The sequence below is a fragment of the Streptomyces sp. NPDC032822 genome, from assembly GCF_055578825.1.
The window spans coordinates 44913-66224 of sequence record NZ_JBVIOL010000031.1 but is presented as its reverse complement, the minus strand read 5'-3'; the positions used below and the strand labels follow the sequence as shown (position 1 = coordinate 66224).

Sequence of the window (21312 nt, the reverse complement as noted above, 5' to 3'; positions counted from 1 at the left end):
CGCCACACACGACACCGACTGAACACCGGCAACCCAGACCCGGTGGGTCAGAACTCGACCGCCCACACCGGGTCAGGATTCAACCGCCGCCGACAAAGACTGGCCGACGCAGGAAATGGCCACGTTCCTGAGACACAAGCATGGCCATCGGCGTGAGAAAGGCCAGAGAGCTGCAGGCCACAGCGTCGGCATGTGACAAGCGTTCTGAGATCCCACAGGCCAGTCGTCGCCGATCCGCCCGAAGACCGGCGAGAGAGGTGGATCCGTGAGGCCGTGGTCGCCCGTGTACGGCATCACGTTGTGGTGAGTCCGGGGCCGTCGCCGGAGGGGTCGTTGACCATGCGCTGTCGCCGGAAGAGTGAGGTCGACGGCTGGTCAGTTCAGTACGGCCGCGCAGGCCATCGGCAGCCCCTTCTCCTGGAGTCGCATGAGGATTGCGGCGCGTCGATAGGCTCAGGTGACCGGTGGACCGACCGGGCCGTTTCCTTACCTTCGGAGACAGGGTGTCGATGCGTCTGCGACCCGGCGAGACCGAGGCCGTTGGCTGGCGGGCGATGAACGTGCTCGACGCCGTCCGACGACTGCGCGACGCATCACCCGACGTCACCGGACGTCCGCGGGTGATCGCGATCGACGGGCGGGGCTGCGCCGGCAAGACGACCCTGGCCGAGCGGCTGCGCGAGGCGGTCCCCGACTCCGCCATCGTGCACACCGACGACATCGCCTGGAACCACGCCTACTTCGACTGGGGCACCGTCCTCGTCGAGAACGTCCTGCGCCCTCTGCACCGTGGTGATGCGGTGGACTTCCGCCCTGATGCCTGGGTCGCCCACGACCGGCCCGGTTCGATCACCGTCCCCGCCGGTGCCGACGTCATCTGGGTGGAGGGCACCGGCATCATCCGCGCAGAGCTTTCCCCGTGGCTGGACGCCTCGGTGTGGATGCAGGGCGACATCGATGAGCAGGAGCGCCTGTCGGTCGTCCGCGACGGTGACTCCCCCAGGCAGTTGGAGCACGTGGCGAACTGGCTGCTGGAGGAGTTGCCGTTCATGGTGCGAGAACAGCCGTGGGCCCGAGCCACCATGATCGTCGCCGGCCCTCCGCAGCTCGACCACGACCCGCACACCGAATTGATCGTCGCTCCGCCGACCAGCCTCTAGACGGGCCGACCCATCCGCATCCCGTGCGACTCGGTGTCGACGCCTGGCCATCGCCCGCCGTACACCGAACCGTCCCGCGCGAAACGACACCTGGTGGCCGAACGTCGTTGGCGAAACAGTACGGCGGGAGGCTCCGGCGACTACGACCCGCAGAGGGGCACGGCGGCCAGGATCTGTTCGGGGAAGTGCTGGTCGGCACGTTGCGCCAGGGGCTCGGACGCAGCCTGAGGGCTGTCCCGCAAAGGTCTTGGCTCCGAACTGAGCTGAAGCGCGATAGGTGTCGCAAAGGCGGGCTTGGTGTCACCGAGGTCGGCGGCTCCTCTCCTTTTCCGGAGAGCCTTGACCGCTGAACCCGGAGTCGTGTCCCTTGGCGGGCCGATGTGGTCGGCGTTCCGGAAGCCGTGTGATCGCGGCGCTCACTGCCAGCCCGAACGTGACACCGACAGCGGAGCCAACGCTCTGCGCCCAGGCATCGTCGAGGGAGCCGGGCAGGACAGCTCTTGTGAGCCCGCTGGCAGCCGACAGGACTGTCACCGCGGCCAGTATGGCCGTCCAGCGGTACCGCACCCCCTCGATGATGTCGCCATAAAAGAGGAGCAGCAGTACCATACCGAACTCTTCGTCCCAGCCGATCGCGGTGAGCGCGGCCCCGAAGGCAAGCGCGAACAGCCAGAGCCCCACCAGTTGCCGGGCGAACGTGGGCGGCTGCCGTCCTGCACCACGCGGGGGCCGGAAGAACCGTGTGAGGTGCTGGACGATCGCGTACTTCTGCATGACTCACGTCCCGATCCCCCGGGGTAGCCGGCTTCTGCCGACGCTCAGTAGTAGGACGCACAGGAGCGGGACGCGGTTGTGGTGAAGTGACGCCGTATGTCGTCTCGGGAAGCCCGCGGCTGTCGATCTTCGCTTCTGGTGACAGAGGGGCTGCCGAATGAGCATGTGTGACAAGCCACGTGCCTTGCTTGTGACAACCAGGCCGCTTCAACCGGTCCTGTACACCGGACCTTCTGCATCCCCTGGTGGCAACTCCCGTCCTTCGGCTCACGAGTACGGAGCAGCCTGAAGAGCTGGCGAGGTGCTCAGCCGGTGGTTCGTGACCTGGAAGATTCTCCGCGACTGCCGCCTGAAAGGCGACGGCGTTCACCACGCCATGCTCGGCATCGCCCGGATGCACAACCTCGTCCTCGCCCAGTAGCTCGACAGGTGGCACGTTGGCCCGCAATGCCCGAGGCGACTCAAAGATCTTTACGGGACAACCCTTGCCCAGGGCCGATGTGGAGCAGTTCGGGCCGCGCTTCTTTGGCCGGCTCGACTATCTGATGGGGAAATCGAAATAGGTGTCCGGGTAAGGTTCGTCTTTGAGACTGTAGTGCCACCACTCGCAATCGTATGCGCTGAAACCGCACGTCTCCATGATGGATCGAAGGTATTGACGATTCCTCGCTTCGGTTTGCGTGATCCCCTGTGCCCCATGATGCGAGATGGAATCCATCAAGTCATGATCACCGCCCATAGGAGCGAGCTCACCCGTGGCCAACTCATAGAGCGTCAGGTCAACCGTGCTGCCTCGACTGTGGCCCGACTTGACGGACACATATCCCCTCTCGAACATCTCGGCTCTGCGGATACTCGGGTAGTGTCGTGACTTCGTCCGACCATCCTCGGGCCGTTCCGACCAGCGCAGAAAGCAGTCGACGGCGCGCTGCGGGCGATAGCCGTCCCAGAGCAGCAAGCCGAAGCCGAGGGATTCGGCCTTCTCTCGCGCTCGCTCCAGGGCTGTACATAGAGCCCTCGTGCCGACGATTCGATTGGCCAGGTATCCGTCCACCGGTTTCCCGGTGAAGTTGTCCCAGGTGGCGTACTTGGCATCCCAGCGCATCCCGGATACAAGATCGTCCACGTAGACGAAATCGTCCTTCATCGGCTTTTCCCCGCCAACGCCAGCGATATCAGCCGGTCGATCACTTCGGCAAACGGCAACTCTGCGGCTGCCATCATCCTCGGATAGCGGCTGTACGATGTCATACCGGGAAACGTGTTGACCTCGTTGAGGACCACTGCCCCGTCCTCTGTGAGGAACAGGTCCACCCGTGCCAGTCCCCTGCACCCCAAGGCGCGGTACACGGCCATGGCCGTCTCCTGGACGAGCGAGCGCGACTCCGCTGGAATGTCGGCGGGGACGATTGCGGTTGAGTTGTCAGAACCGGTTTCAGGCTGATCCTCCTGATGGATTCGGAAGAAGCCGTGAGAGAGGGCGATTCGATCCACCTCTCCTGCCATCACATCCAGTTCGTTCCCCAGGATCGCGCATCCGACCTCGCTGCCGACGACGGCCGTTTCGATCAGCACCTTCGAGTCATACCGCCTTGCGGTTTCCAACGCGCTCGGCAGCTCCTCTGCTCGGGATACCTTGGTGACACCGAAAGATGATCCCGACCGCGCCGGCTTCACGAAGACCGGATAGGTGAGCCGGTCGGGATCAATGGTCTCGTCCACCGCGACGGTCCAGAAATTTGGCGTAGCGATTCCCGCGCTCCCGGCGACGATGTAGGCAAGGGTTTTGTCCATGCACAGAGCGGAACTCTGCACATCGCAGCCCACATAGGGGATGCCGGAGAGCTCCAACAACCCTTGCATCGCACCGTCCTCACCAAGTCTGCCGTGCAGCACGGGCAGCACGACATCCAGAGGTATCGTCTCCCACCGCCCTTTCTCCTGGACAAGCAGTCCGCGCACGCTACTGTCCGGCGACAGCACGGCCGGACGGGAATCTCCGTTCTCCCAACCCTCTTCGGGACCGTCACAGAGCTTCCAGGCACCGTCCTTGGTGATGCCGACATAGAACGATTCGTACTTCTCGACATCCAGATTTCTGGCGACCTCTCGCGCAGACTTGACGGATATGGGGTGCTCCTCGGAGCGCCCCCCGAACACGATCCCGATCTTCAGCTTATCCATGTCGGCTCCCGCTTTCGAATTTAAGGCAGTTGGTGATGGAGTTTTCGACCATGTCGCTCAGAGAATGGTCCGTGTAGTAGGCGGTGTGCGGGCTGATGAGAACATTCGGCAGCTCTTGCAGCCGCAACAGCACCTTGCTTTCAATGGGCTTATTCCGACGGTCGGCATAGAAGACGCCTTCCTCACCTTCGATGACGTCCAGTGCCGCACCGCCCAACCTGCCGCTTGCCAATGCGGAAGCAAGGGCATCGGTATTGATGAGCGCACCGCGTCCCGTATTGACGAGGTACGCGCCGTGCTTCATCTTCTCCATACGCCGCCGATTCAGCAGATGGCGGGTATCCGCGGTAAGCGGGGCGTGGAGCGTGACGATGTCGCTCTGTTGCAGAAGTTCATCGAGCGGAACGTAGTCGACAGCGGCCTTGGGGTGATTGTCGTGGGCGAGTATTCGACAGCCGAAACCCCGCAGTCTGTCGATGACCGCGGCGCCGATGCGGCCGGTCCCGACAACCCCGACGGTCAGATCACGCAGCTCTTTCCCACGCACTTCACTCAGTCTGTAGTCGTGTACGTCCGCGCGACGGATGATGGATTTCGCCTCTCGCACCGCCATCAACATCATCATGAGCGTGTAGTCGGCCACACTGTCCGGCGAGTAGGCGACGTTTTCCACCGAGATTCCGAGGCCGGCCGCGTACTCCACATCGATATGATCGCATCCAATACTTCGCGTGGAGATGTACGTCACGCCGACTTGACCTAGTGCCAGAAGAGTGGCGTTTGTGACGGGCGTTTTATGACCGACACTGATGCATCGGATTCCGGATGCCAGCTCAACGTTGGCTTCGGACACCGGTACGTCCGTGATGGTCGGCGTCACGCCGAAGCGAGGTGCCAGCTTTCGGAACAAGACGGCCTCATCCGGGCCGCACCCGTAGATGGCGATTCGGGGCGGTTCGCTGTGGGTCATGCCTACAGTCAACGGGGCGTGGTGTTGCCGAACCGTATGTGGTTTTCGATATGCCGGCGATACGCTGCGGCGCCTTGAATGCAGGCATGACCCACAGGGAAAGAACATGATCCCCCTCAGCCTCGGGGAGATCGCCGAGGCCGTCGGCGGGAAGGTCGAGGGCGAAAGCTCCGTGACGGTGACCGCGCCGGCCGTGATCGACGGCCGGCAGGCCAGGCCCGGCGGCCTCTTCGTCGCCTTCACCGGTGAGCACGACGACGGCCATGACTACGCCGGACAGGCCGGCCGGGCCGGCGCGGTGGCCGTCCTCGGATCCCGGCCGACGCCCCTGCCCACCGTCGTCGTCGAGGACCCCCAGGCCGGCCTCCAGGCGCTCGCCGCCCACGTCGTGGCCCGGCTGCGCGACGGAATGACCGTCGTCGGACTGACCGGATCCCAGGGCAAGACCAGCACCAAGGACTTGTTGGCGGCCGTGCTGTCGAGCACCGCGCCGACGATCGCCACGATCGGCTCGCTCAACAACGAACTCGGCGTGCCGCTCACCATGCTGCGCGCGGACACGGCAACCCGGTTCCTCGTACTGGAGATGGGAGCCCGCCATATCGGCGACATCGCCGAGCTCACCGGTCTGGTCGCGCCCGACATCGCCGTCGTCCTCAACGTCGGCCAGGCCCACCTCGGCGAGTTCGGGTCACGCGCGGCCATCGCCCAGACCAAGGGCGAGCTGGTGCGGGGGCTGGCACCCGGCGGAACTGCCGTCCTCAACGCCGACGATCCCCGGGTGGCCGCGATGCGCTCACTCACCGACGGTCCGGTGCTGACCTTCGGCCGGACGGAGGACGCCGACGTACGGGCCGTCGACCTGACCCTCGACCGGCTCGGTAGGCCGTCCTGCACGCTGCGGACCGTCGACACCTCTGCTCCCTGCGCGCTGCCCCTCGTCGGCGCCCACCAGGCGCTCAACGCGTCGGCTGCCACGGCGGCGGGGCTGGCCGCAGGCGTGCCTCTCGGCGTGGCCACGGCTGCGCTGGCCACCGCCTCGCTGTCGAAGTGGCGCCTGGAGCTGCGCGACCTCGTCTGCGGCGCGACCCTGCTCAACGACTCCTACAACGCCAACCCCGACTCGACCCGCGCCGCCCTGGACGCGCTGGCGGCGATCGAGGGCGGGCGTCGTATCGCCGTCCTCGGCGAGATGCTTGAGCTCGGCGACGGCAGCGAGGCTGAGCACCGTGCGGTCGGGGCGTATGCCGCCTCCCGGGCCGATGTGGTGGCCACAGTGGGCGAGGGTGCCCGGTCGATCGCCGACGGCGCGGGCGAGCGGGCGGTGGCGCTGGCCGACAACGACGCGGCCCTCGACTGGTTGCGCGGCCACCTCGTCGCCGGCGACGTGGTACTCGTCAAGGCATCCCGCGGGGCGCGCCTCGACGAACTCGCCGCCGCGCTCGCCTAGCCGACCGGGGCGAGGTCCACCTTGCGACTCAGCGCCCGCGCCGTCTCATGTAGAGGTCGAAGGCCCGGTAGACCATGGGCCGCAGCGGCAGGTCCCACTCGCCGACGTACCGCACCGCCTGACCGCCGGTGCCGACCTTGAAGCGGATCAGTCCGACGTGCGCGTCTTCGGCGTCGAGGGTTGGGGTGATACCGCGCAGGTCGTAGACGTCGCAGCCGGCCGCGAGCGAGTCGCGGATCATCGCCCACTGGCAGGCATGGGAACCGCGCACCTCGCGCTTTTCCGTGGAGGAGGCACCGTAGGCGTACACCGCGTGGGCGCCGACGCGGACCAGGACGGTGGCGGCGACCAAGTCGCCCTGATGATGGGCCAGGTAGAGCTTGATCCGCTCGGGGTCCTCGGCACGCAGCGCCGCGAACATGGTCTCGAAGTAGCGCAGGGGCCGGGGCGTGAAGTGGTCGCGTTCGGCGGTGTGGACGTAGAGGTCGTGAAATGCCTTCAGGTCCTCACCGACCGTGACCTCGACTCCCTGCTTCGCCGCCTTCCTGATGTTGCGGCGCCACTGCTGATTCATGCCCCTGAACAGGGCGTCCTCAGTCCTGCCGACCAGCGGAATCTCGTACTTGAACTGCGGATGCCCGACCCCGAAGCCGTCCTCCGGGTTCTGGGGCAGCCAACCGGCGTCCCTGAGTCGACCCGTCAGTCGGGCGCCGACCGACCCGTCCTCGTGGTGGGACATCTCGGTCAGCCTCGTGAGGCACGGGTCGGCGATGCCCTCCTTGACCTGGGCGGCGCTCCAGGTGTCCGTGCGCATCGGCGGGCCGAGCCGGATCGCGAACGCGCCGTGCGCCTTGAGATACGCCGCCAGCGGATCGAGCCATGGGTCGATCTCGCCGGTCCAGTCGATGACCGGGCCCTCGGGCAGATAGGCCAGCGTGAAGCGGTCGAACCGCGGCACCGGGCGGTGCAGGACAAGCCCGGCACCCACCAGGCGCCGCCCGTCGAACCAGCCGAGCGACTCGCTGCGCCACTCGGTCTTCACGCGACCCCATGCCGGGGTCTGCAGAAAGCTGACCGACCGCCGCGTCCGCACGAACGCCAAGTGCTCGGCAGCGCTGATCGGTTCGACGGTCAGCCTTACGCCCGCTGTTCGTGCTGGTTCGCTGTAGGACATGCCTCCAGCCAAGGCGGCGTGGTGTTGCCGGTACGTATGCGGTTTTCGATATGCCGACGATAGAGGCATTCGATTCCGCGTACCGACTGCGGTTCCCCGGCTTGAGCCGTGTCCCACGGGTGAGAGGCAGAGAGAACACGCAGGCCGCCATCACAGAGCAGGGCATTCCCGTTACGGACCCACAAGTTGCTCGGCGGCGCGAGGGCAGTTCGGGCCGCAGGTCGTGCACGCACGTCTGCGCGGCGATCGTGCCGACCCCACGCTCTCGACACGGTCCGGCGCCGTGGTAATTCCGTTGCCGGAACAGCAACATGTTGGATCGAATGGCTTCATGACACATGACGGGCCGGCGGACCATGTGGAGCAGAACCAACGGTTTTGGGATGAGGAAGCGGCGGCGTGGCACGAGCCGCTCGCCCGCGATCACTGGGCGCAGAGAGAACCGACCTGGGGACTGTGGGCCACCCCCGAGTCACAGGCCGGCGTGCTGCCCGACGGCATCGACGGGATGCGCGCCATCGAACTGGGCTGCGGAACTGCCTACGTCTCCGCTTGGCTGGCCAGAGCAGGAGCCCACCCGGTCGGGATCGACCTCTCGGAGAGGCAACTCGCCACGGCTCGCGCGATGCAGGCGGAGTTCGGCATCGACTTCCCCCTTGTCCTGGGCAATGCCGAGAAGGTGCCCTACGAGGACAACACGTTCGACCTGGCTATCAGCGAGTTCGGCGCCTCGCTGTGGTGCGACCCCTACCAGTGGATCCCGGAGGCAGCCCGGCTTCTCGTTCCTGGAGGCCGGCTGGTGTTCTCGCGCTACTCACCGCTGTTCGCGCTGTGCGTACCGCCCGAAGGGCCGGCGTCCAGCACTCTTTCCCGACCTCAATTCGGCCTGACGCGGCTGGACTGGGGCAATCACGTGGAGTTCGTCCTGCCGCACGGTGAGATGCTCCGTCTGCTTCGGTCCTGCGGCTTCGTCGTTGAAGACCTGATGGAGATTCAGGCGCCCCAGCCCGCGCGGGACTACCCAGAGGTCTCCGCCGACTGGGCCCGGCAATGGCCCAGCGAGGAGATCTGGAAAGCCCGGTTGGCAGGCTGACGGCACCGACTCATCCCGCAGAGCCTGTGCGGTCACGGGGTGAGGTCATGTTCGTCCACCACCTCATGCTCTGCATCACCCACCTGCGTGACCTCACCCTCGCCGGATGGCCGGCAGCCGACGGGCAGGCAAGTCAGCACGTGAGACATCTTTCTCGGGAGAGCGAAATTGTGGGGCGGCCACCGACGTTGATCACGTCATGACTCAAGGACCCGCACCTCGCCCCCTGTCGGACGAAGCCCTCTCCCACCTTCTTGGCAAGCAGCAGTTCGGCACGCTCGCCACCATCAAGCGCAGTGGCCACCCCCACCTCACCACCATGCTGTACAGCTGGGACTCCGAGGCCCGCATGGTGCGGTTCTCGACGACGGCCGACCGCACCAAGGTCGGGCATCTGCGGCGCGACCCGCGTGCGGCGCTGCATGTGCAGGGCGGCGACGTGTGGTCGTTCGCCGTCGCCGAAGGCGAGGCCGAGGTCTCCGGGATCACGTCGGTTCCTGGCGATGCGGTGGGCCGGGAACTGCTCGGTATGATCCCGCCGGCCGCGAGGCCGGAGAATGAGGAGGAGTTCCTGGAACAGCTGGTCGCCGAGCGTCGAGTGGTCATCCGGTTGAAGGTGGACCGGCTGTACGGAACAGCCCTGGACATCAGCGGCTGACGACGTCGCCCGCACATGGTGCCGCAGGGTCGGCCATGGGCGTTGTCACGTCCGTACACCCCAACCGGCGACGGGAGTTCACTTCGAGACGGCACCGTGGCTCTGTGGGATGTCCTTCACGAACACGATGCCGTCGATGTCCGCCAGATGGGCCGGGTCGAGCGTCGCGTAGCCGAACCAGGGGGATACCCGGGGCGCGGGCCGTGCGTCGCCCAGGGCCGTGGCCAGCCGCGGCGCGTCGATGACGCAGCGGTCCTCCGGGAGCGCGTACAGGAGCCCTTCGAGGGTCTCCGGGGGCGGCGTGTCCACTCCCCGGTGCCGGATCGTGCCGAGGGCCGTGGCCACGAAGGCGTACTCGTCGCCGAGTTGGGCGCTCACCAGTGCACCGGCGCTCCACCACTCCAGCGGCATCCCGCCCATCCGCATCGAGCTCTTGGGCCGTTGGAGATGGGCGTTCTGGGCGTGGACGAGTACCGGGCCGCGTTCGGCGACGGCGAGGAGGTTGTGGGCCATCATCTGGTCCCGGACACTCGCCAGCCGGGTCATGCGGGCCGGTGAGGTGTCGGCCATCCAGTGGTGGTAGCGCAGCAGGCCGGGCGCGGTGCGCGCGGACAGGCGCGCCCGGTGCCAGTCGTCCGGCGAGGTCGTCACGAGCAGGTCCGGCGTCTGCTGGTCGAGCAGAGCGACCAGATCGTCTGCGAGCAGCCGCAGTCGGCCGGCCTCGGCCGACTGCCCCGTGGACCGGGAGGGGTCCATCATCGCGGCGGGCTCGGTCCATCGGTCGTCCGGACCGAGCAGGCGGTCGAGTGTCTCCGCGGTGCAGGGGAGCAGGTCCGCGTCCACCCGGGCCGCGAGGTAGCCGTGGAGTGCGGTGAGGGCCTGCCGGGGGCTCGCGGCGTGGGTGATCTCCAGCGGGCCGTCGAAACCGGCGAAGCGGAGCCGCTCCGATGCGGGGCGGCCGTCCTTGGCGGCGCGGACGTTGTGGGCCCGCATCCAGCGCACGAGTTCGCGGTTGCCCGCAAGGGCTCCCCAACCGTGGCTGATTCCCTGCTCCATGACCTCGTCGAGGGTGCCTGTGCCCGAGGTGACGTAGTCGTCGACGAGCAGGCCCGTCATGCAGTCGCTCTCGATCGCGATCGTCCGGTAACCCTCCTGCTCGACGAACTGCCGGAAGAGCTCGTTGCGCAGGTCGAGCAGAGCGTCCTCGCCGTGGGTCGGCTCGCCCAGGGCGAGCAGCCGGGGCCGGGTCGGGAGCAGCCGCATGACGGCGGCGGCCTCGACGGCATGCGCGGTGTCCTTGATGTCGGTAGCCATGGCTTCAACGGTATCGTTGAACTTTCGGTTGAGACTTCTTGACGATATCGGCAGGCGTATGGGAAGAAACCTTCAAACGGGCGGGCGTCTCAGGCCTGTTGACCTGGCGCGCGGGCACGGTCTGTCCACGCAGGCGATCAGGAACTACGAGGAGGCCGGCATCCTTCCGGTCGCCGGCCGCACCCCCCACGGCTATCGCACCTACACTCCCCTGCACGCGGGGGCCCTGCGCGCGTTCCTTGCCCTGGTGCCCGGCCATGGCCATCAGAGGGCGACGTCGATCATGCGGGCCGTGAACCAGGGCGCGATCGATGAGGCGTTCCTCCTCATCGACGAGAGCCATGCCCAGCTCCTCGACGACCGGCGGACCCTCCAGGCCGTGGAGAGCGCCCTCCGTGACCTGGAGCCCGGCACGACGTCCGGGCCCGGTGCCGGGTCCGCGCCTGCCGCGCTGTCCGGGCCCGGCGGCACCTTCATCGGGCCGCTGGCGCACAAGCTCGGAATCCGGCCCGCGACGCTGCGCAAGTGGGAGCACGCCGGGCTGGTACGCCCGCGCCGCGACCCCCTGACCGGGTATCGCGTCTACGACGGAGCCGACGTACGCGACGCCCTGCTGACCCACCAGCTCAGGCGGGGCGGCTACTTGCTGGAGCAGATCGCCCCGCTGATCGCCCAGGTGCGGGCGGCCGGCGGACTGGAACCACTGGAGGGCGCCCTGCGCGACTGGCACGGCCGGTTGTCCGCCCGCGGGCGGGCGATGCTGACCGGGGCCGCGGAGCTGGAGGCCTACCTCCGCGCGCGCGGCTGAGACTTCGGTCGCCGCCCGAAGAGAACCGGACGGGCAGGCGTTGTAGTGGATCCCGTTCGTGCTGCACACCGGGAAGGAGCGGGCGCACCTGTCCCTGGGGGCGGGGCTTCGGCCGGTCCTGACGTCCCGGCGCTCTCACCCACCGACAGGCGATCCCGCTCCCGGCGCCGCTGTCCGACGGGAACCGCAACGCCGTTACGTGCTGGCCGCGGTCGTACGGCAGCAGCGGCCTGCGCACCTCCGTCATGCGGCCGAGCGCACCAGCGCATGCCTCTACGGCTTCCGCCGATGGGAGCGAACGTGTATCACCTGAGCGACAACTGGCGGCGGGTCCCCGACAATCCCACCGTCCTCAGCACTCAACGCAATGCGGCCACTGTCGAGTTCGGTCGGAAACTCCGCCGACGCGCTATCGGGCAAATGCTACGGGTGTTCTCGTCGGGGCCCATGCGATACGTTTACGAAACGCAGGTTGACCAGGGGGGCCTCTTGTGCTGTACATCCACTTTTCGGCGGCGGATCTCAGCCGAGTGCGGGTGGCCGCAGAGCCCGATCTTGCCTGGGAACTTCTCCTGAGCCTGCATGCCCTCCGAACCTCCCCCGATCATGCGGTGTTCGGCTCTTGGCGCAACGCAGTCGTGACGACGCCTGATTCCGCCACCAGTTCCCTGCTCGCTTTGGCGCCACCACGCGGCTATTCACCCGACTTCCTCACCCCCACCGGCGCCGACGGCGTGAAGTCGCTGGTCGACGCCGTAGTCGGCACCGCCGGTCAACGGCTGCGCTCCGAAATGGGGTTACTCGCCGCGGGACGTCATCTTCCCTCGTGGATGCGAGGGATGGCCGAGGGCGACTCGGACTCCTTGTGTCAACTCGGTGTCTCACTGCAGCGGTATCACCAGCGAGCGCTGGCCCGGCACTGGAGTCGAATCCGGACCATCACGACCGCAGAGCAGGCGATGCGGGTCCGCGATCTCGCCGACGGCGGTGTCGAGCGCCTCCTGAGCAATATCCACCCGTTGGTCCGCTGGGAACCACCGGTATTGCGAGTTGCCTACCCTGTTCATCAGGAACTGCATTTGAATGGTCGCGGGCTGCTTTTGGTCCCCTCGTTCTTCTGCTGGGGCCAGCCCATAACGCTACGAGACGGACAACTGCCACCGGTGCTGGTATATCCAGCCAATCGCGGCTCCCTCCCCCTCGTCCCGTCCGGCTATGCGGAAAAGTCCACGAACGTGGACCTGGCTCGCCTGCTGGGGCGCAGTCGCGCGGCCGTACTGCAGGACATCGCTGCTGCGGGTTCCACGACCGGTGGGGGCGTGGCACATCGGCTCGGAATGTCGGCGGCCTCGGCGAGCGAACACGCCGCCGTACTCAGGAGCACGGGTCTGATCTCGACCCACAGGGTCTCCAACGCCGTTCGGCACACGGTGACTCCGCTCGGGCAGGCACTCCTTCATGGGCATCAGCCCATCGACGACCCGCGGCGTGCGGAGTCGATGAGAGTGTCGATCCCGAGCGCGCCATGCGATGTTCCCCAGGGACGAGCAGGGTCGAAGGTGTGTGCCTGTTGAACCACGGTCTCGGGTGGGGCAGAGCCCATGAAGCCCACCGCCGGACAGGCGCCCCGGCGGGCCGGGCACGAGAGTCGCTGTGCCCGGCCCGACCGTTGCTCAGCAGTCCGGTACGCCGTCGATCCAGTTGGTGGCGTTCTGAATGTAGTAGCTCGCCATGTAGCCACGCTGACCGCTGGTGTTGAGGACCCACACCCAGTAGGGGTTTCCTCCCACCACCTGCGACCCTTCCTCCTGGCAGTACACGTACACGGCCTGCGGGGCGCTGACGGTGCCCGTGATGGTGGGGCAGTTGGCCACGGACGGGTACAGGTAACACCACTCGCCGCCGGTGCGCAGGTTGACTCCCGTGCCCCACACTCCGTACCAGCCCGGTCCGTTGCCGTCGGCCTGAGCGCCGCCCGCTGTACCCAGGACCGTTCCACAGGCGGTCAGGGCTACGGCGGCAACGCTGACCGCCAGGCGCGCGAGGGAACTCTGTCGGTTCTTCCGTCTGGGGCCGCTGAAGATCTTGTTCATGCGCCTGAGCCTTTCTGAGGTGGTGTCGGTGGTGTCCGGTTCACTACGACCGGTCGTTCCCTGGGCACCGGAGCAGTGGACCGCGCGCGCCCGGAAGGGCAGCGGTCCGCTCTGTGACGGTGGTGGGGACGACGGCGGTTCAGGAGGTCTGGGAACGCTCCAGGCGACGGGCCTTGGTACGGCGTGCGGGTGCTGCCGGATCCGTGACCGCACCGGCTGTCTGGGCCCGGGACCGGGGGCGCCGGCGGGTGTCGAGACGGGCCGCGACCCGGGTCAGGGCCTTGTCGCCGGGCCGGGCGGCGATGTGGAAGTGCGAGACCTTCACGGGGGTGAGGTCGCCGCCCCAGACGACTGTGCCGTCACAGTCCGCGAGGATGTCCCGCACGATCGCCTCCTGGTGCGGCCAGAGACCCTCGACGCCGTTCAAGGGGTAAGCGGTGGGGTGCAGGGCGAGAGCCGTACCGGAGAGGTAGTTGGACTCGAAGTCCGCATCGACGGTCCGACGGGTGGTGTACGCGGTGACGCCGCCGCCCTCGCCCGTGTCGAGGCCGGCGATCTCGTAGTGCCACCGGCGCGCGACATGCAACAGCACCGCGGCAGCGTCTCCGTGGCGCAGCGCGACGGATACGGCCGCTCCTTGGAGATCGTGGTCGGCGATGGCGTCGGGGTCGATCCGCCAGCCGTTGGCGGACAGTTCGCGGGTCCACCGTCCGATGTGGGTGTCGGCGGTCGCGGCCGCTGCGGGGCCGCTCTGGAGACTTGATGCCGCGGCGAGCATGCCGGTGCCCGCGGCGGCGCGCAGGAGAGTGCGTCTGGAGATCATCGATTTTCCCTACTCGCCTTGGCTGAGGGCGGAAACGCCCGGGTCGCTGCCCTGGCGCCAGATGTTGTGGTCCAGTCCCCAACCGGCCTGGAACTCATACTCGTGGATCTGGTTGAACGACCAGTTCTCCGGCAGCGGGAAGCCGAGATTCCCCGAGAAACCCCAGGACATTCCGGAGACGAACGACCAACGGGCGCCGACGCCGAGGGAGATGCGGGTGCAGACGTTGCGGGAGCCGTAGACACCGAAGTCGTATCTGCCTCCCAGTTCGACGAGACCGGCCTTGACACCCCTGAAGTACGGCGCCAGGTGGCTGACGATCTCCTCGTCCGTCGCGTCGTAGTCGACCCCGAAGTAGATGCACGTGCCGGGGCCGATCCGGTGCTCGACGGCCTTCTGGTGGGCCTTCTTCCCTTGGTCGTACCCCTTCTCGTAGGTGAAGTTCATCAGCTCTGTGCCGTTGTACTGGAAAATGGGGAAGAACCTCAGCCCGGCGTTCAGAATGGTCTGCGGCTCACCGGGTTTGAGAGCCTTGCCACGGTATCCGTCGTCGCCCGGGTTGAGATGCTCGTCCAGATACCGCCCGACGATCTGGTATCCGTTGGCCTTCAGCAACTGCCCGCGCTGAAGGGTGATCTCGGTGATGCAGTCGCAGCCGGTGGCATCCCGTGAGGTGTCACCGGACGACACCAGGAGTTGGGCCCAGGTGGTGTAGTCGTTGTGGCCCGTCACCGGGATCTGGGAGAACCTCTGAAAGGCCTGCAGCCAGCCCAGATGGGTGCCGGTCTGCGCGTCGATGCCGATGTCCTCCGCGAGGTACTCCTGCCTCCCCTGGGCCGTGTACGTCGGGGAGTTGAAGTAGCAGGCGGCGCGGAACAGGTAGCGCAGGTCTCCGGTGAGACCGGTGGAACCCTTCCCCTTGAGTGCGGCCTGCGTACCCTGGCCGAAGTATCCGTTGATGGAACTCGGGGCGATACCGATCTCGTACTGAATGGCCATCGTGAGTCCCTGCTGAACGTCACGGGAGTAGATCCCGTCACAGGGCACGAGGCCCATCGCGGGGATGCCCACTCCGGCGACATAGCGCGAGTTCAGCCGCTGCTGGATGGTGCGGACATCGGCATCGCCCCCGGGGACCAGGCGGAACTGGTCCATGCGCAGCAGCGCCTTCAGTACATGGGGCCACATGTTGTAGGCCGCTGCGCCGTCCCAGTACGAGAGACCCAGGTCGTCGTAGACCTGGATGATGGAGTCCTCGGAGTCACTCGTCCACAACTCCCGTTCCATCGACGCCCAGTAGCCCTTGCACCACAGTGCGCCGTTGTAGAGCTGGATCAGGTTCGCGTTGTTCTCGTCGACGGGCATTTTCCGGCGGTTCTTGACCGCGTCGAAGGTGCCGGGGCCGAAGACCTGGACCGTCGGTGATATGCCAATTTCCTTCTGGAGGGCCTGGGTGAGTGACAGCACGGTGGACCAGCCGGTGCGCCCGTCCTCCGGACACTTGATGTATCCGGCCGCGTCGCGGTAGGTCTTGTTCACCCACTTCTGCGTCCGGTACACGTGGATGTCACCGCTGAGACCCGTCCACGGTGCGGACGGGTCGATCGTCGAACCCGGGCGCGCGTACATGCCGAGGTCACCGGGGCATTCGGTCTCATATCCGTACCGGTGCGGGAATATCATCCCGCCGGTCTTCCGGGGAGCCTCGTGCCGCAGGTGATCGATGAGATCTCTGATGCCGCGCAACATGTCCTGGCCCACGGCGTCATTGGAGCGGACCATACCCACGATCGAGTAGAACCCGGCGTTCCGTCCCACGCCTTCGATGGGGTCGGCCGTGCCGCCGTTCCCCTCACCTCGTTCGTACCCACGGCCTTCGTAGATGTAGCCGTGCGGGCAGGCGAGGAAGTTGTAGGCGATGTCCCCTTCGAATTCCCCGCCGGATACATGGTCGTCATAAACGGCCGCGATCTCCCGCCGGCAATCCTCCTCGGTCTCCAGATCGCTGGTGCTTCCGCCACCGAGATAGTGGATGAACACCCCCATGTGCCCTGTCCACGGCTCTTTGGGAACGGGATCCGCCGAGGCGTGTTCTCGTCTCGACCCGGACACGTACTGGCCCCAGGTACTGCGCTTGTGGATGGTGAGTGGCATGGTTCCCCATTCAGCGACGGCGTGGAAGCGGGTGTGCGCGGTCGTGGCCCCGCGGCTCGGCCCTCCACTGCGCTGGGAAATGTGGTGACTGCACGCCGCTCGGTCACCGTCAGCCTGACAACTCCCGCCACGGGACCGCACCCCTTTTCGGCCTCACCCGAAAGACCCGGATGCCGGACCCGGCAAGACAGACGGGGCTTCGGCACGGTCGCATGATGTCCGGTTCGTGATCATGCGAGGGCTCAGAAGGGTGAGTGGGCGCCGTGGGCCGGGTGGCGGCGAGATCCCGGTCGACCGTGCCATGTGCGACGCCGCAGAGCGGTGCGGGCCGATCGCCGCGTTGACGCAGACATCACACGCAGCCCATGCCCTCCGCGACGATGGAGCGACGGAGACCACCAAGGCCAGAACCCGAACACCTTCGGCGCCCTGGGGGCGACGACGTTGACCCGTGGCGTGGTCGCGGGTCTCCACCGGCCCGGCCGTGGGCGGCGTAGTCCTGCCGTTCGCCCCGACAGCGGTCGTCTCATCGTGGCGTTTCTTCGTGGATGCCCCCGGCTTCAGCCGGGGGAGGAAACGAAGCTTCTGCGGAGCAGGGCAGGAAAAGCGGGTCCGCCCCCGGGGCGGACCCGCGTCTGCCGGTTACCGGCCACCGGCCAACACCCGTTGCCTGTATGGAAGCTGATAGCTTGTGGGGTATGGCGCGGCAGGTCAAGCGGGCGTTCAAGTACCGCTTCTACCCCACCGACGGTCAGGCGGCAGAGCTGTCGCGGACGTTCGGCTGCGTCCGCCTCGTCTACAACAAGGCGCTGGAGGAACGCACCCGCGCCTGGCACACCGAGCAGCGCCGGATCTCCTACACGCAGTCTTCTGCCGCGCTCACGCAGTGGAAGAAGAGCGAGGAATTCGCCTTCCTCACCGAGGTGTCCTCGGTCCCGCTCCAGCAGGCCCTGCGGCATCTCCAGATGGCGTTCGTCAGCTTTTTCGCCAAGCGGGCGAAGTATCCGCGCTTCAAGTCGCGGAAGAAGTCTGGTGCGTCGGCCGAGTACACCCGTTCCGCCTTCACCTGGCGTAAGGGGTGTCTGACGCTGGCGAAGATGCCGGGATCGCTGGACATCCGCTGGTCGCGTCCACTGCCTGGGGGAACACAGCCGTCCACGGTGACGGTCTCCCGTGATGCGGCGGGGCGCTGGTTCGTGTCCCTGCTGTGCGAGGATCACATCACCCCGGCCCCCGCCACCACAGCGGCAGTGGGCCTGGATGCCGGAATCACTTCCCTGGTGACCTTGTCCACGGGCGAGAAGATCACCAACCCGGAGCATGAGCGGCGTGACCGCGAGCGCCTGGCCAAAGCCCAACGGGAGCTCTCCCGTAAAGCCAAAGGTTCGGCGAACCGGGAGAAGGCCCGGTGCCGTGTCGCCAGGATCCATGCGCGGATCACTGACCGGCGCCGTGATTTCCTGCACAAGCTGTCGACTCGTCTTGTCCGTGAGAACCAAACGGTCGTGATCGAGGACCTCTCCGTCCGCAACCTGCTCAAGAACCACAGCCTGGCCCGCGCCATCTCTGATGCCTCCTGGAGAGAACTGCGCTCCCTGCTGGAATACAAGTGCGCCTGGTACGGGCGTGAACTCGTGGTGATCGACCGCTGGTTCCCCAGCTCGAAGCTGTGCGGGGTGTGCGGCAGGGTTGCGGCGAAGTTGGCGTTGGACGTCCGTACCTGGACGTGTGAGTGCGGTGCTGTGCATGACCGTGATGTGAATGCGTCACGCAACATTCTGGCCGTCGGGCTGACGGCGTCTGTCTGTGGAGCTGGCGTAAGACCTCAACGGAGCATTCCGGGCGGGCAGCCGGCGATGAAGCAGAAACCCCTACAGCGCGAGCCGTAGGAATCCCCCTCCTTCAGGAAGGGGAGGAAGTCAAGAGGGATCACCACGCCGACTAGGCTGCGCCACCAGGCTGAGGCGGACCGACGGGAGCCATGTGGATGTCACTGAGCGCGAGCTGACCGATCCCTGGGAGGGCGTACTTGTCGCTCCCCGCCAGGGCAGTGAGATCGGTGTCCTGGTGCTGGCGGGATCCAGCGGACGCATCGAACGGCAGAGGGCACACATCCTTGCCCAGCACGGCATGACGGCCGTGTCGATCCGCTGGTTCGGCGGTCCGGGGCAGTCCCCGGGAATCTGCGAGATCCCCTTGGAGACCTTCACCAGCGCCGTCGACCTCCTCCACTCCAACGGAGCACGACGCATCGGCATCCTGGGCACGTCCAAGGGGGCCGAGGCGGCGCTCCTCACGGCCGTGCACGATCCGCGTGTCGACGTTGTCGTCGCCGTGTCGCCCACGTCCCGGGTCTGGTGCAACGTCGGACCAGGGCGCGACGGAGTCCACCACCCCTATCGGTCCTCCTGGGCCTGGCGAGAGCAGGCGGTGCCCTTCCTCCCGCTGGACGACTCCTGGGCTCCCCCACCGACGGACGGCGGGCCCGTCGCCATCCGCGGCTGGTACGAACAGAGCGAGCGGACGTTTGCCGGTCTGCTGTCCGAGGCGGAGATCCCCGTGGACAAGGCGCGGGCCGATCTGCTGCTGGTCGCAGGCGGCGACGATGCGATGTGGCCCTCTCTGCCCTTCGCCGAACAACTGGTACAACGCCGGCGTTCGGCCGGGGCCACGGCACGTCTGATCACCCGACACGACGCCGGCCACCGCCCACGTTTTCCCGGCGAGAGCCCGGCCTCGCCATCCCCGCGCTTCCGGTACGGAGGCACATCCGAAGCCGACGCCCTCTTGGGGAGTGCTGCCTGGCCCCACGTCCTCGACACACTCACCACCACAGGCTGACTCTCCTTCCTCTCCGCTCCTGAGGTCCTGGAGGGCTTCCCGTTCGAACGTTCCCCGCTCCGCCCACCCTTCGGCCGGACGCAGAACGCATTCGACGGCGACGCGTACGAGTACGGCGACGGCGGCAGTCCGCACCTGGTGCCCGCCGGCCCAGGCAGACTGATCACAAGGCCCGGCGCCCAAGGCAGCCGACCACCTCCTCTTCCAGCGCCGCCCGTAGCCGTTGGCATCGACGCTCACGGGAGCAGGGTCGCACTGTGCCTGTGCCGCATGCCGGTCCGGGCATCCCGCGAGAGTCTGCACCCGACTCCACCACCCGGCACCTCGGTCTCCGGCTGTGCCGGCCAGGCCCAGGGTCCCGGGGAATGGACCGGCCGCTACGAGAAGTTGCAGCTGGCATGACGACCGACCAGCGCACGATCACGAACCCGGACGCCCTCCACGATCCGACTCCGTTCGGCTACAGCCACGCGGTCTCGGCACCCGGCGAACTCGTCTTCATCGGCGGGCAGTACGCCTCCGACACCACTGGCGCTCCGGTCCCCGGGGACTTCACCGCCCAGGTGGACCTGGCCTTCGACCGGCTGCGGTCGGCGCTGGAGGGAGTCGGCCTTCGCTACGAGAACGTCGTCCGCCTCGGCACCTTCGTCGTCGACCACGACCTCGACAAACTGGAGATCCTCGGCAAGGCGCTGCACGCCCGTTTCGGGGAGCGACTGCCCGCTCAGACCTTGAGCGGTGTGGCCTCTCTCGCCCTGCCCGGCATGCTGTTCGAGGTGGATGCGGTGGCGGTGCGGCCGTAGCGGACCGTCCGGCTGTCCCGTCCCCTGCCAGGCAGGCCGGGATGCGCCGTCGGCGAGGATGACACCGCTCATCTCCAGAGCCTCCCCGTGCCGGTGATCTCCCGGCGGTCGCGCACGTGCCGCCCTCGCACTGCCACGCCGGCGCACCGATTCCCCAGGCTGCGGGGATGGTGCTGCTATGTCAGGTCGACGAGCGTGGGCGTGGGGTCGTTCTCCAGGTCGTATTCGGAGAACTCCCAGGTCAGGATGGTGGCGTCCTTCGGGACTCGGTAGACGTACCGCATGTCGTCCTTGAATCCGGGCTGCAGTTGGGCATTGCATTCCGGATTGCCGGCGATGTCATAGAGATCGTCGATGGTGTCGGAGCGTCGGTCCTGGTCGTCGATGAGGGCGTTGACGATGGGCAGCGAGCAGGTGAGGTCCATGCTGCTCTTCGCCTTGTTGGTGACGACGGCGTACACGGTCACGTACTTGGCTTCGGCGCCGGCCTTCTTGCGCGCCCCGGCGAGGGTGATCGTGTCGCTCTCCTCGACCTTGGAGATCTTGACGACGGCTCCGCCATTGCGGGCCTGTTCGCCGATCGTGTAGTCGGTCTGCCGGGCGGAGGCGGCGGCGGTGTCTTCTTCGGAGGCGTTGTCGGCGGCGGCTTCGGTGACCGTGACGGTCACGGTGGGGGCCGGGCCCGCCTCGCTGTCGCCGGTGTTGGTGATGATGACGCTGCTGCCCACCACGGTGGCGATGATCGCGGCGGCAGTTCCGATGACGATCGCGTTGGTGTGGCTCCTCTGGGGCGGCGGGAGCGGTCTTCGGGAGGGCACGGGTGGTGGTGTGCCTTCGGTGTTCATGATCCCCCTACGCGGTTCTGTTGAGGGATGAATCATTCCGGTTCGGGTGAATGCATGGAAGTCGCGTGATGGAACTGTGCCCTGACGGGTGAGTGTCTCCGCCGATGCGCTCAGCGCGGGCTGTGCGGTGATCTCCGATTGCCGTGCGGTGTCGGTTCGCCGGCCGCT

19 protein-coding genes and 1 pseudogene are annotated in these 21312 nt (G+C 67.0%); 10 read left to right on the top strand and 10 right to left on the bottom strand.

The window, feature by feature from the left end; translation table 11 throughout:
* Positions 1-509 precede the first annotated feature (509 nt).
* Entirely contained in the window at positions 510-1160 is a 651-nt protein-coding gene (locus ACZ5VD_RS41565) for a uridine kinase family protein (RefSeq protein WP_468685645.1), read from the top strand.
* A gap of 300 nt (positions 1161-1460) precedes the next feature.
* On the opposite strand, the gene ACZ5VD_RS41560 is transcribed toward ACZ5VD_RS41565, so the two are convergent.
* Positions 1461-1934 carry a hypothetical protein gene (locus tag ACZ5VD_RS41560; protein ID WP_468685644.1) on the bottom strand — a complete coding sequence of 158 codons (474 nt, stop codon included), beginning with the start codon at positions 1932-1934 and terminating at the stop codon, positions 1461-1463.
* A gap of 322 nt (positions 1935-2256) precedes the next feature.
* Between ACZ5VD_RS41560 and ACZ5VD_RS41555 the strand changes: the two are divergent.
* Positions 2257-2355, top strand: a pseudogene (locus tag ACZ5VD_RS41555) (IS5/IS1182 family transposase); the annotation flags it as partial.
* 117 nt (positions 2356-2472) lie between these two features.
* Here the strand turns inward: ACZ5VD_RS41555 and vanX are convergent.
* From vanX to ACZ5VD_RS41540, 3 genes are read right to left on the bottom strand one after another with little or no spacing between them, the layout of a single operon-like run.
* Positions 2473-3081: a D-Ala-D-Ala dipeptidase VanX gene (vanX, locus tag ACZ5VD_RS41550; RefSeq protein ID WP_468554502.1), complete on the bottom strand. Its 609-nt coding sequence runs from the start codon at positions 3079-3081 to the stop codon at positions 2473-2475.
* A complete protein-coding gene (vanA, locus tag ACZ5VD_RS41545; RefSeq protein ID WP_468685642.1) occupies positions 3078-4118 on the bottom strand; it encodes a D-alanine--(R)-lactate ligase in 1041 nt (346 codons plus the stop codon). Before vanA ends, vanX begins: the two co-directional genes overlap by 4 nt.
* Complete coding sequence (locus ACZ5VD_RS41540; protein ID WP_468685640.1) at positions 4111-5088, bottom strand: D-isomer specific 2-hydroxyacid dehydrogenase family protein; 978 nt, start codon at positions 5086-5088, stop codon at positions 4111-4113. Before ACZ5VD_RS41540 ends, vanA begins: the two co-directional genes overlap by 8 nt.
* 106 nt (positions 5089-5194) lie before the next feature.
* Between ACZ5VD_RS41540 and ACZ5VD_RS41535 the strand changes: the two genes are divergently transcribed.
* Positions 5195-6538: a UDP-N-acetylmuramoyl-tripeptide--D-alanyl-D-alanine ligase gene (locus tag ACZ5VD_RS41535; RefSeq protein ID WP_468685639.1), complete on the top strand. Its 1344-nt coding sequence runs from the start codon at positions 5195-5197 to the stop codon at positions 6536-6538.
* A gap of 28 nt (positions 6539-6566) precedes the next feature.
* Here ACZ5VD_RS41535 and ACZ5VD_RS41530 read toward each other — a convergent pair whose 3' ends face one another.
* On the bottom strand, positions 6567-7712 hold the full coding sequence (locus tag ACZ5VD_RS41530; RefSeq protein ID WP_468685637.1) for a lipid II:glycine glycyltransferase FemX: 1146 nt from the start codon (positions 7710-7712) through the stop codon (positions 6567-6569).
* A 331-nt stretch (positions 7713-8043) separates the two neighbouring features.
* Between ACZ5VD_RS41530 and ACZ5VD_RS41525 the strand changes: the two genes are divergently transcribed.
* Both ACZ5VD_RS41525 and ACZ5VD_RS41520 read left to right on the top strand, forming a co-directional pair.
* On the top strand, positions 8044-8805 hold the full coding sequence (locus tag ACZ5VD_RS41525) for a class I SAM-dependent methyltransferase (protein WP_468554507.1): 762 nt from the start codon (positions 8044-8046) through the stop codon (positions 8803-8805).
* A 199-nt stretch (positions 8806-9004) separates the two neighbouring features.
* On the top strand, positions 9005-9463 hold the full coding sequence (locus tag ACZ5VD_RS41520; RefSeq protein ID WP_468554508.1) for a PPOX class F420-dependent oxidoreductase: 459 nt from the start codon (positions 9005-9007) through the stop codon (positions 9461-9463).
* A gap of 78 nt (positions 9464-9541) precedes the next feature.
* On the opposite strand, the gene ACZ5VD_RS41515 is transcribed toward ACZ5VD_RS41520, so the two are convergent.
* Positions 9542-10777 carry an erythromycin esterase family protein gene (locus ACZ5VD_RS41515; RefSeq protein WP_468685636.1) on the bottom strand — a complete coding sequence of 412 codons (1236 nt, stop codon included), beginning with the start codon at positions 10775-10777 and terminating at the stop codon, positions 9542-9544.
* A gap of 58 nt (positions 10778-10835) precedes the next feature.
* Here ACZ5VD_RS41515 and ACZ5VD_RS41510 point away from each other — a divergent pair, with 58 nt between their 5' ends.
* A complete protein-coding gene (locus ACZ5VD_RS41510) occupies positions 10836-11585 on the top strand; it encodes a TioE family transcriptional regulator (protein ID WP_468554510.1) in 750 nt (249 codons plus the stop codon).
* A 491-nt stretch (positions 11586-12076) separates the two neighbouring features.
* Positions 12077-13159, top strand: coding sequence for an ArsR/SmtB family transcription factor (locus tag ACZ5VD_RS41505; RefSeq protein ID WP_468685635.1), 1083 nt, complete (start codon positions 12077-12079; stop codon positions 13157-13159).
* Positions 13160-13258: 99 nt separating this feature from the next.
* Here ACZ5VD_RS41505 and ACZ5VD_RS41500 read toward each other — a convergent pair whose 3' ends face one another.
* The 3 genes from ACZ5VD_RS41500 to ACZ5VD_RS41490 form a co-directional block, all read right to left on the bottom strand.
* Entirely contained in the window at positions 13259-13678 is a 420-nt protein-coding gene (locus tag ACZ5VD_RS41500) for a hypothetical protein (protein ID WP_468685634.1), read from the bottom strand.
* A gap of 139 nt (positions 13679-13817) precedes the next feature.
* Positions 13818-14501, bottom strand: a complete 684-nt coding sequence (locus tag ACZ5VD_RS41495) for a hypothetical protein (protein WP_468685632.1) — start codon at positions 14499-14501, stop codon at positions 13818-13820.
* 9 nt (positions 14502-14510) lie between these two features.
* The gene (locus ACZ5VD_RS41490; protein ID WP_468685631.1) at positions 14511-16547 is read right to left on the bottom strand and encodes a glycoside hydrolase domain-containing protein; all 2037 of its coding nucleotides are present in this window, start codon (positions 16545-16547) and stop codon (positions 14511-14513) included.
* A gap of 806 nt (positions 16548-17353) precedes the next feature.
* Here ACZ5VD_RS41490 and ACZ5VD_RS41485 point away from each other — a divergent pair.
* The 3 genes from ACZ5VD_RS41485 to ACZ5VD_RS41475 all read left to right on the top strand — a co-directional run bounded on the left by ACZ5VD_RS41485 (position 17354) and on the right by ACZ5VD_RS41475 (position 20299).
* Positions 17354-18544 (top strand): RNA-guided endonuclease InsQ/TnpB family protein, encoded by a 1191-nt coding sequence (locus ACZ5VD_RS41485; protein WP_468685628.1) that lies wholly within the window; start codon positions 17354-17356, stop codon positions 18542-18544.
* A 94-nt stretch (positions 18545-18638) separates the two neighbouring features.
* Positions 18639-19496 carry an acyl-CoA thioester hydrolase/BAAT C-terminal domain-containing protein gene (locus tag ACZ5VD_RS41480; RefSeq protein WP_468685627.1) on the top strand — a complete coding sequence of 286 codons (858 nt, stop codon included), beginning with the start codon at positions 18639-18641 and terminating at the stop codon, positions 19494-19496.
* A 398-nt stretch (positions 19497-19894) separates the two neighbouring features.
* The gene (locus tag ACZ5VD_RS41475; RefSeq protein WP_468554793.1) at positions 19895-20299 is read left to right on the top strand and encodes a RidA family protein; all 405 of its coding nucleotides are present in this window, start codon (positions 19895-19897) and stop codon (positions 20297-20299) included.
* Positions 20300-20475: 176 nt separating this feature from the next.
* Here ACZ5VD_RS41475 and ACZ5VD_RS41470 read toward each other — a convergent pair whose 3' ends face one another.
* A complete protein-coding gene (locus ACZ5VD_RS41470) occupies positions 20476-21117 on the bottom strand; it encodes a hypothetical protein (RefSeq protein ID WP_468685625.1) in 642 nt (213 codons plus the stop codon).
* Between the last annotated feature and the right edge of the window lie 195 nt (positions 21118-21312).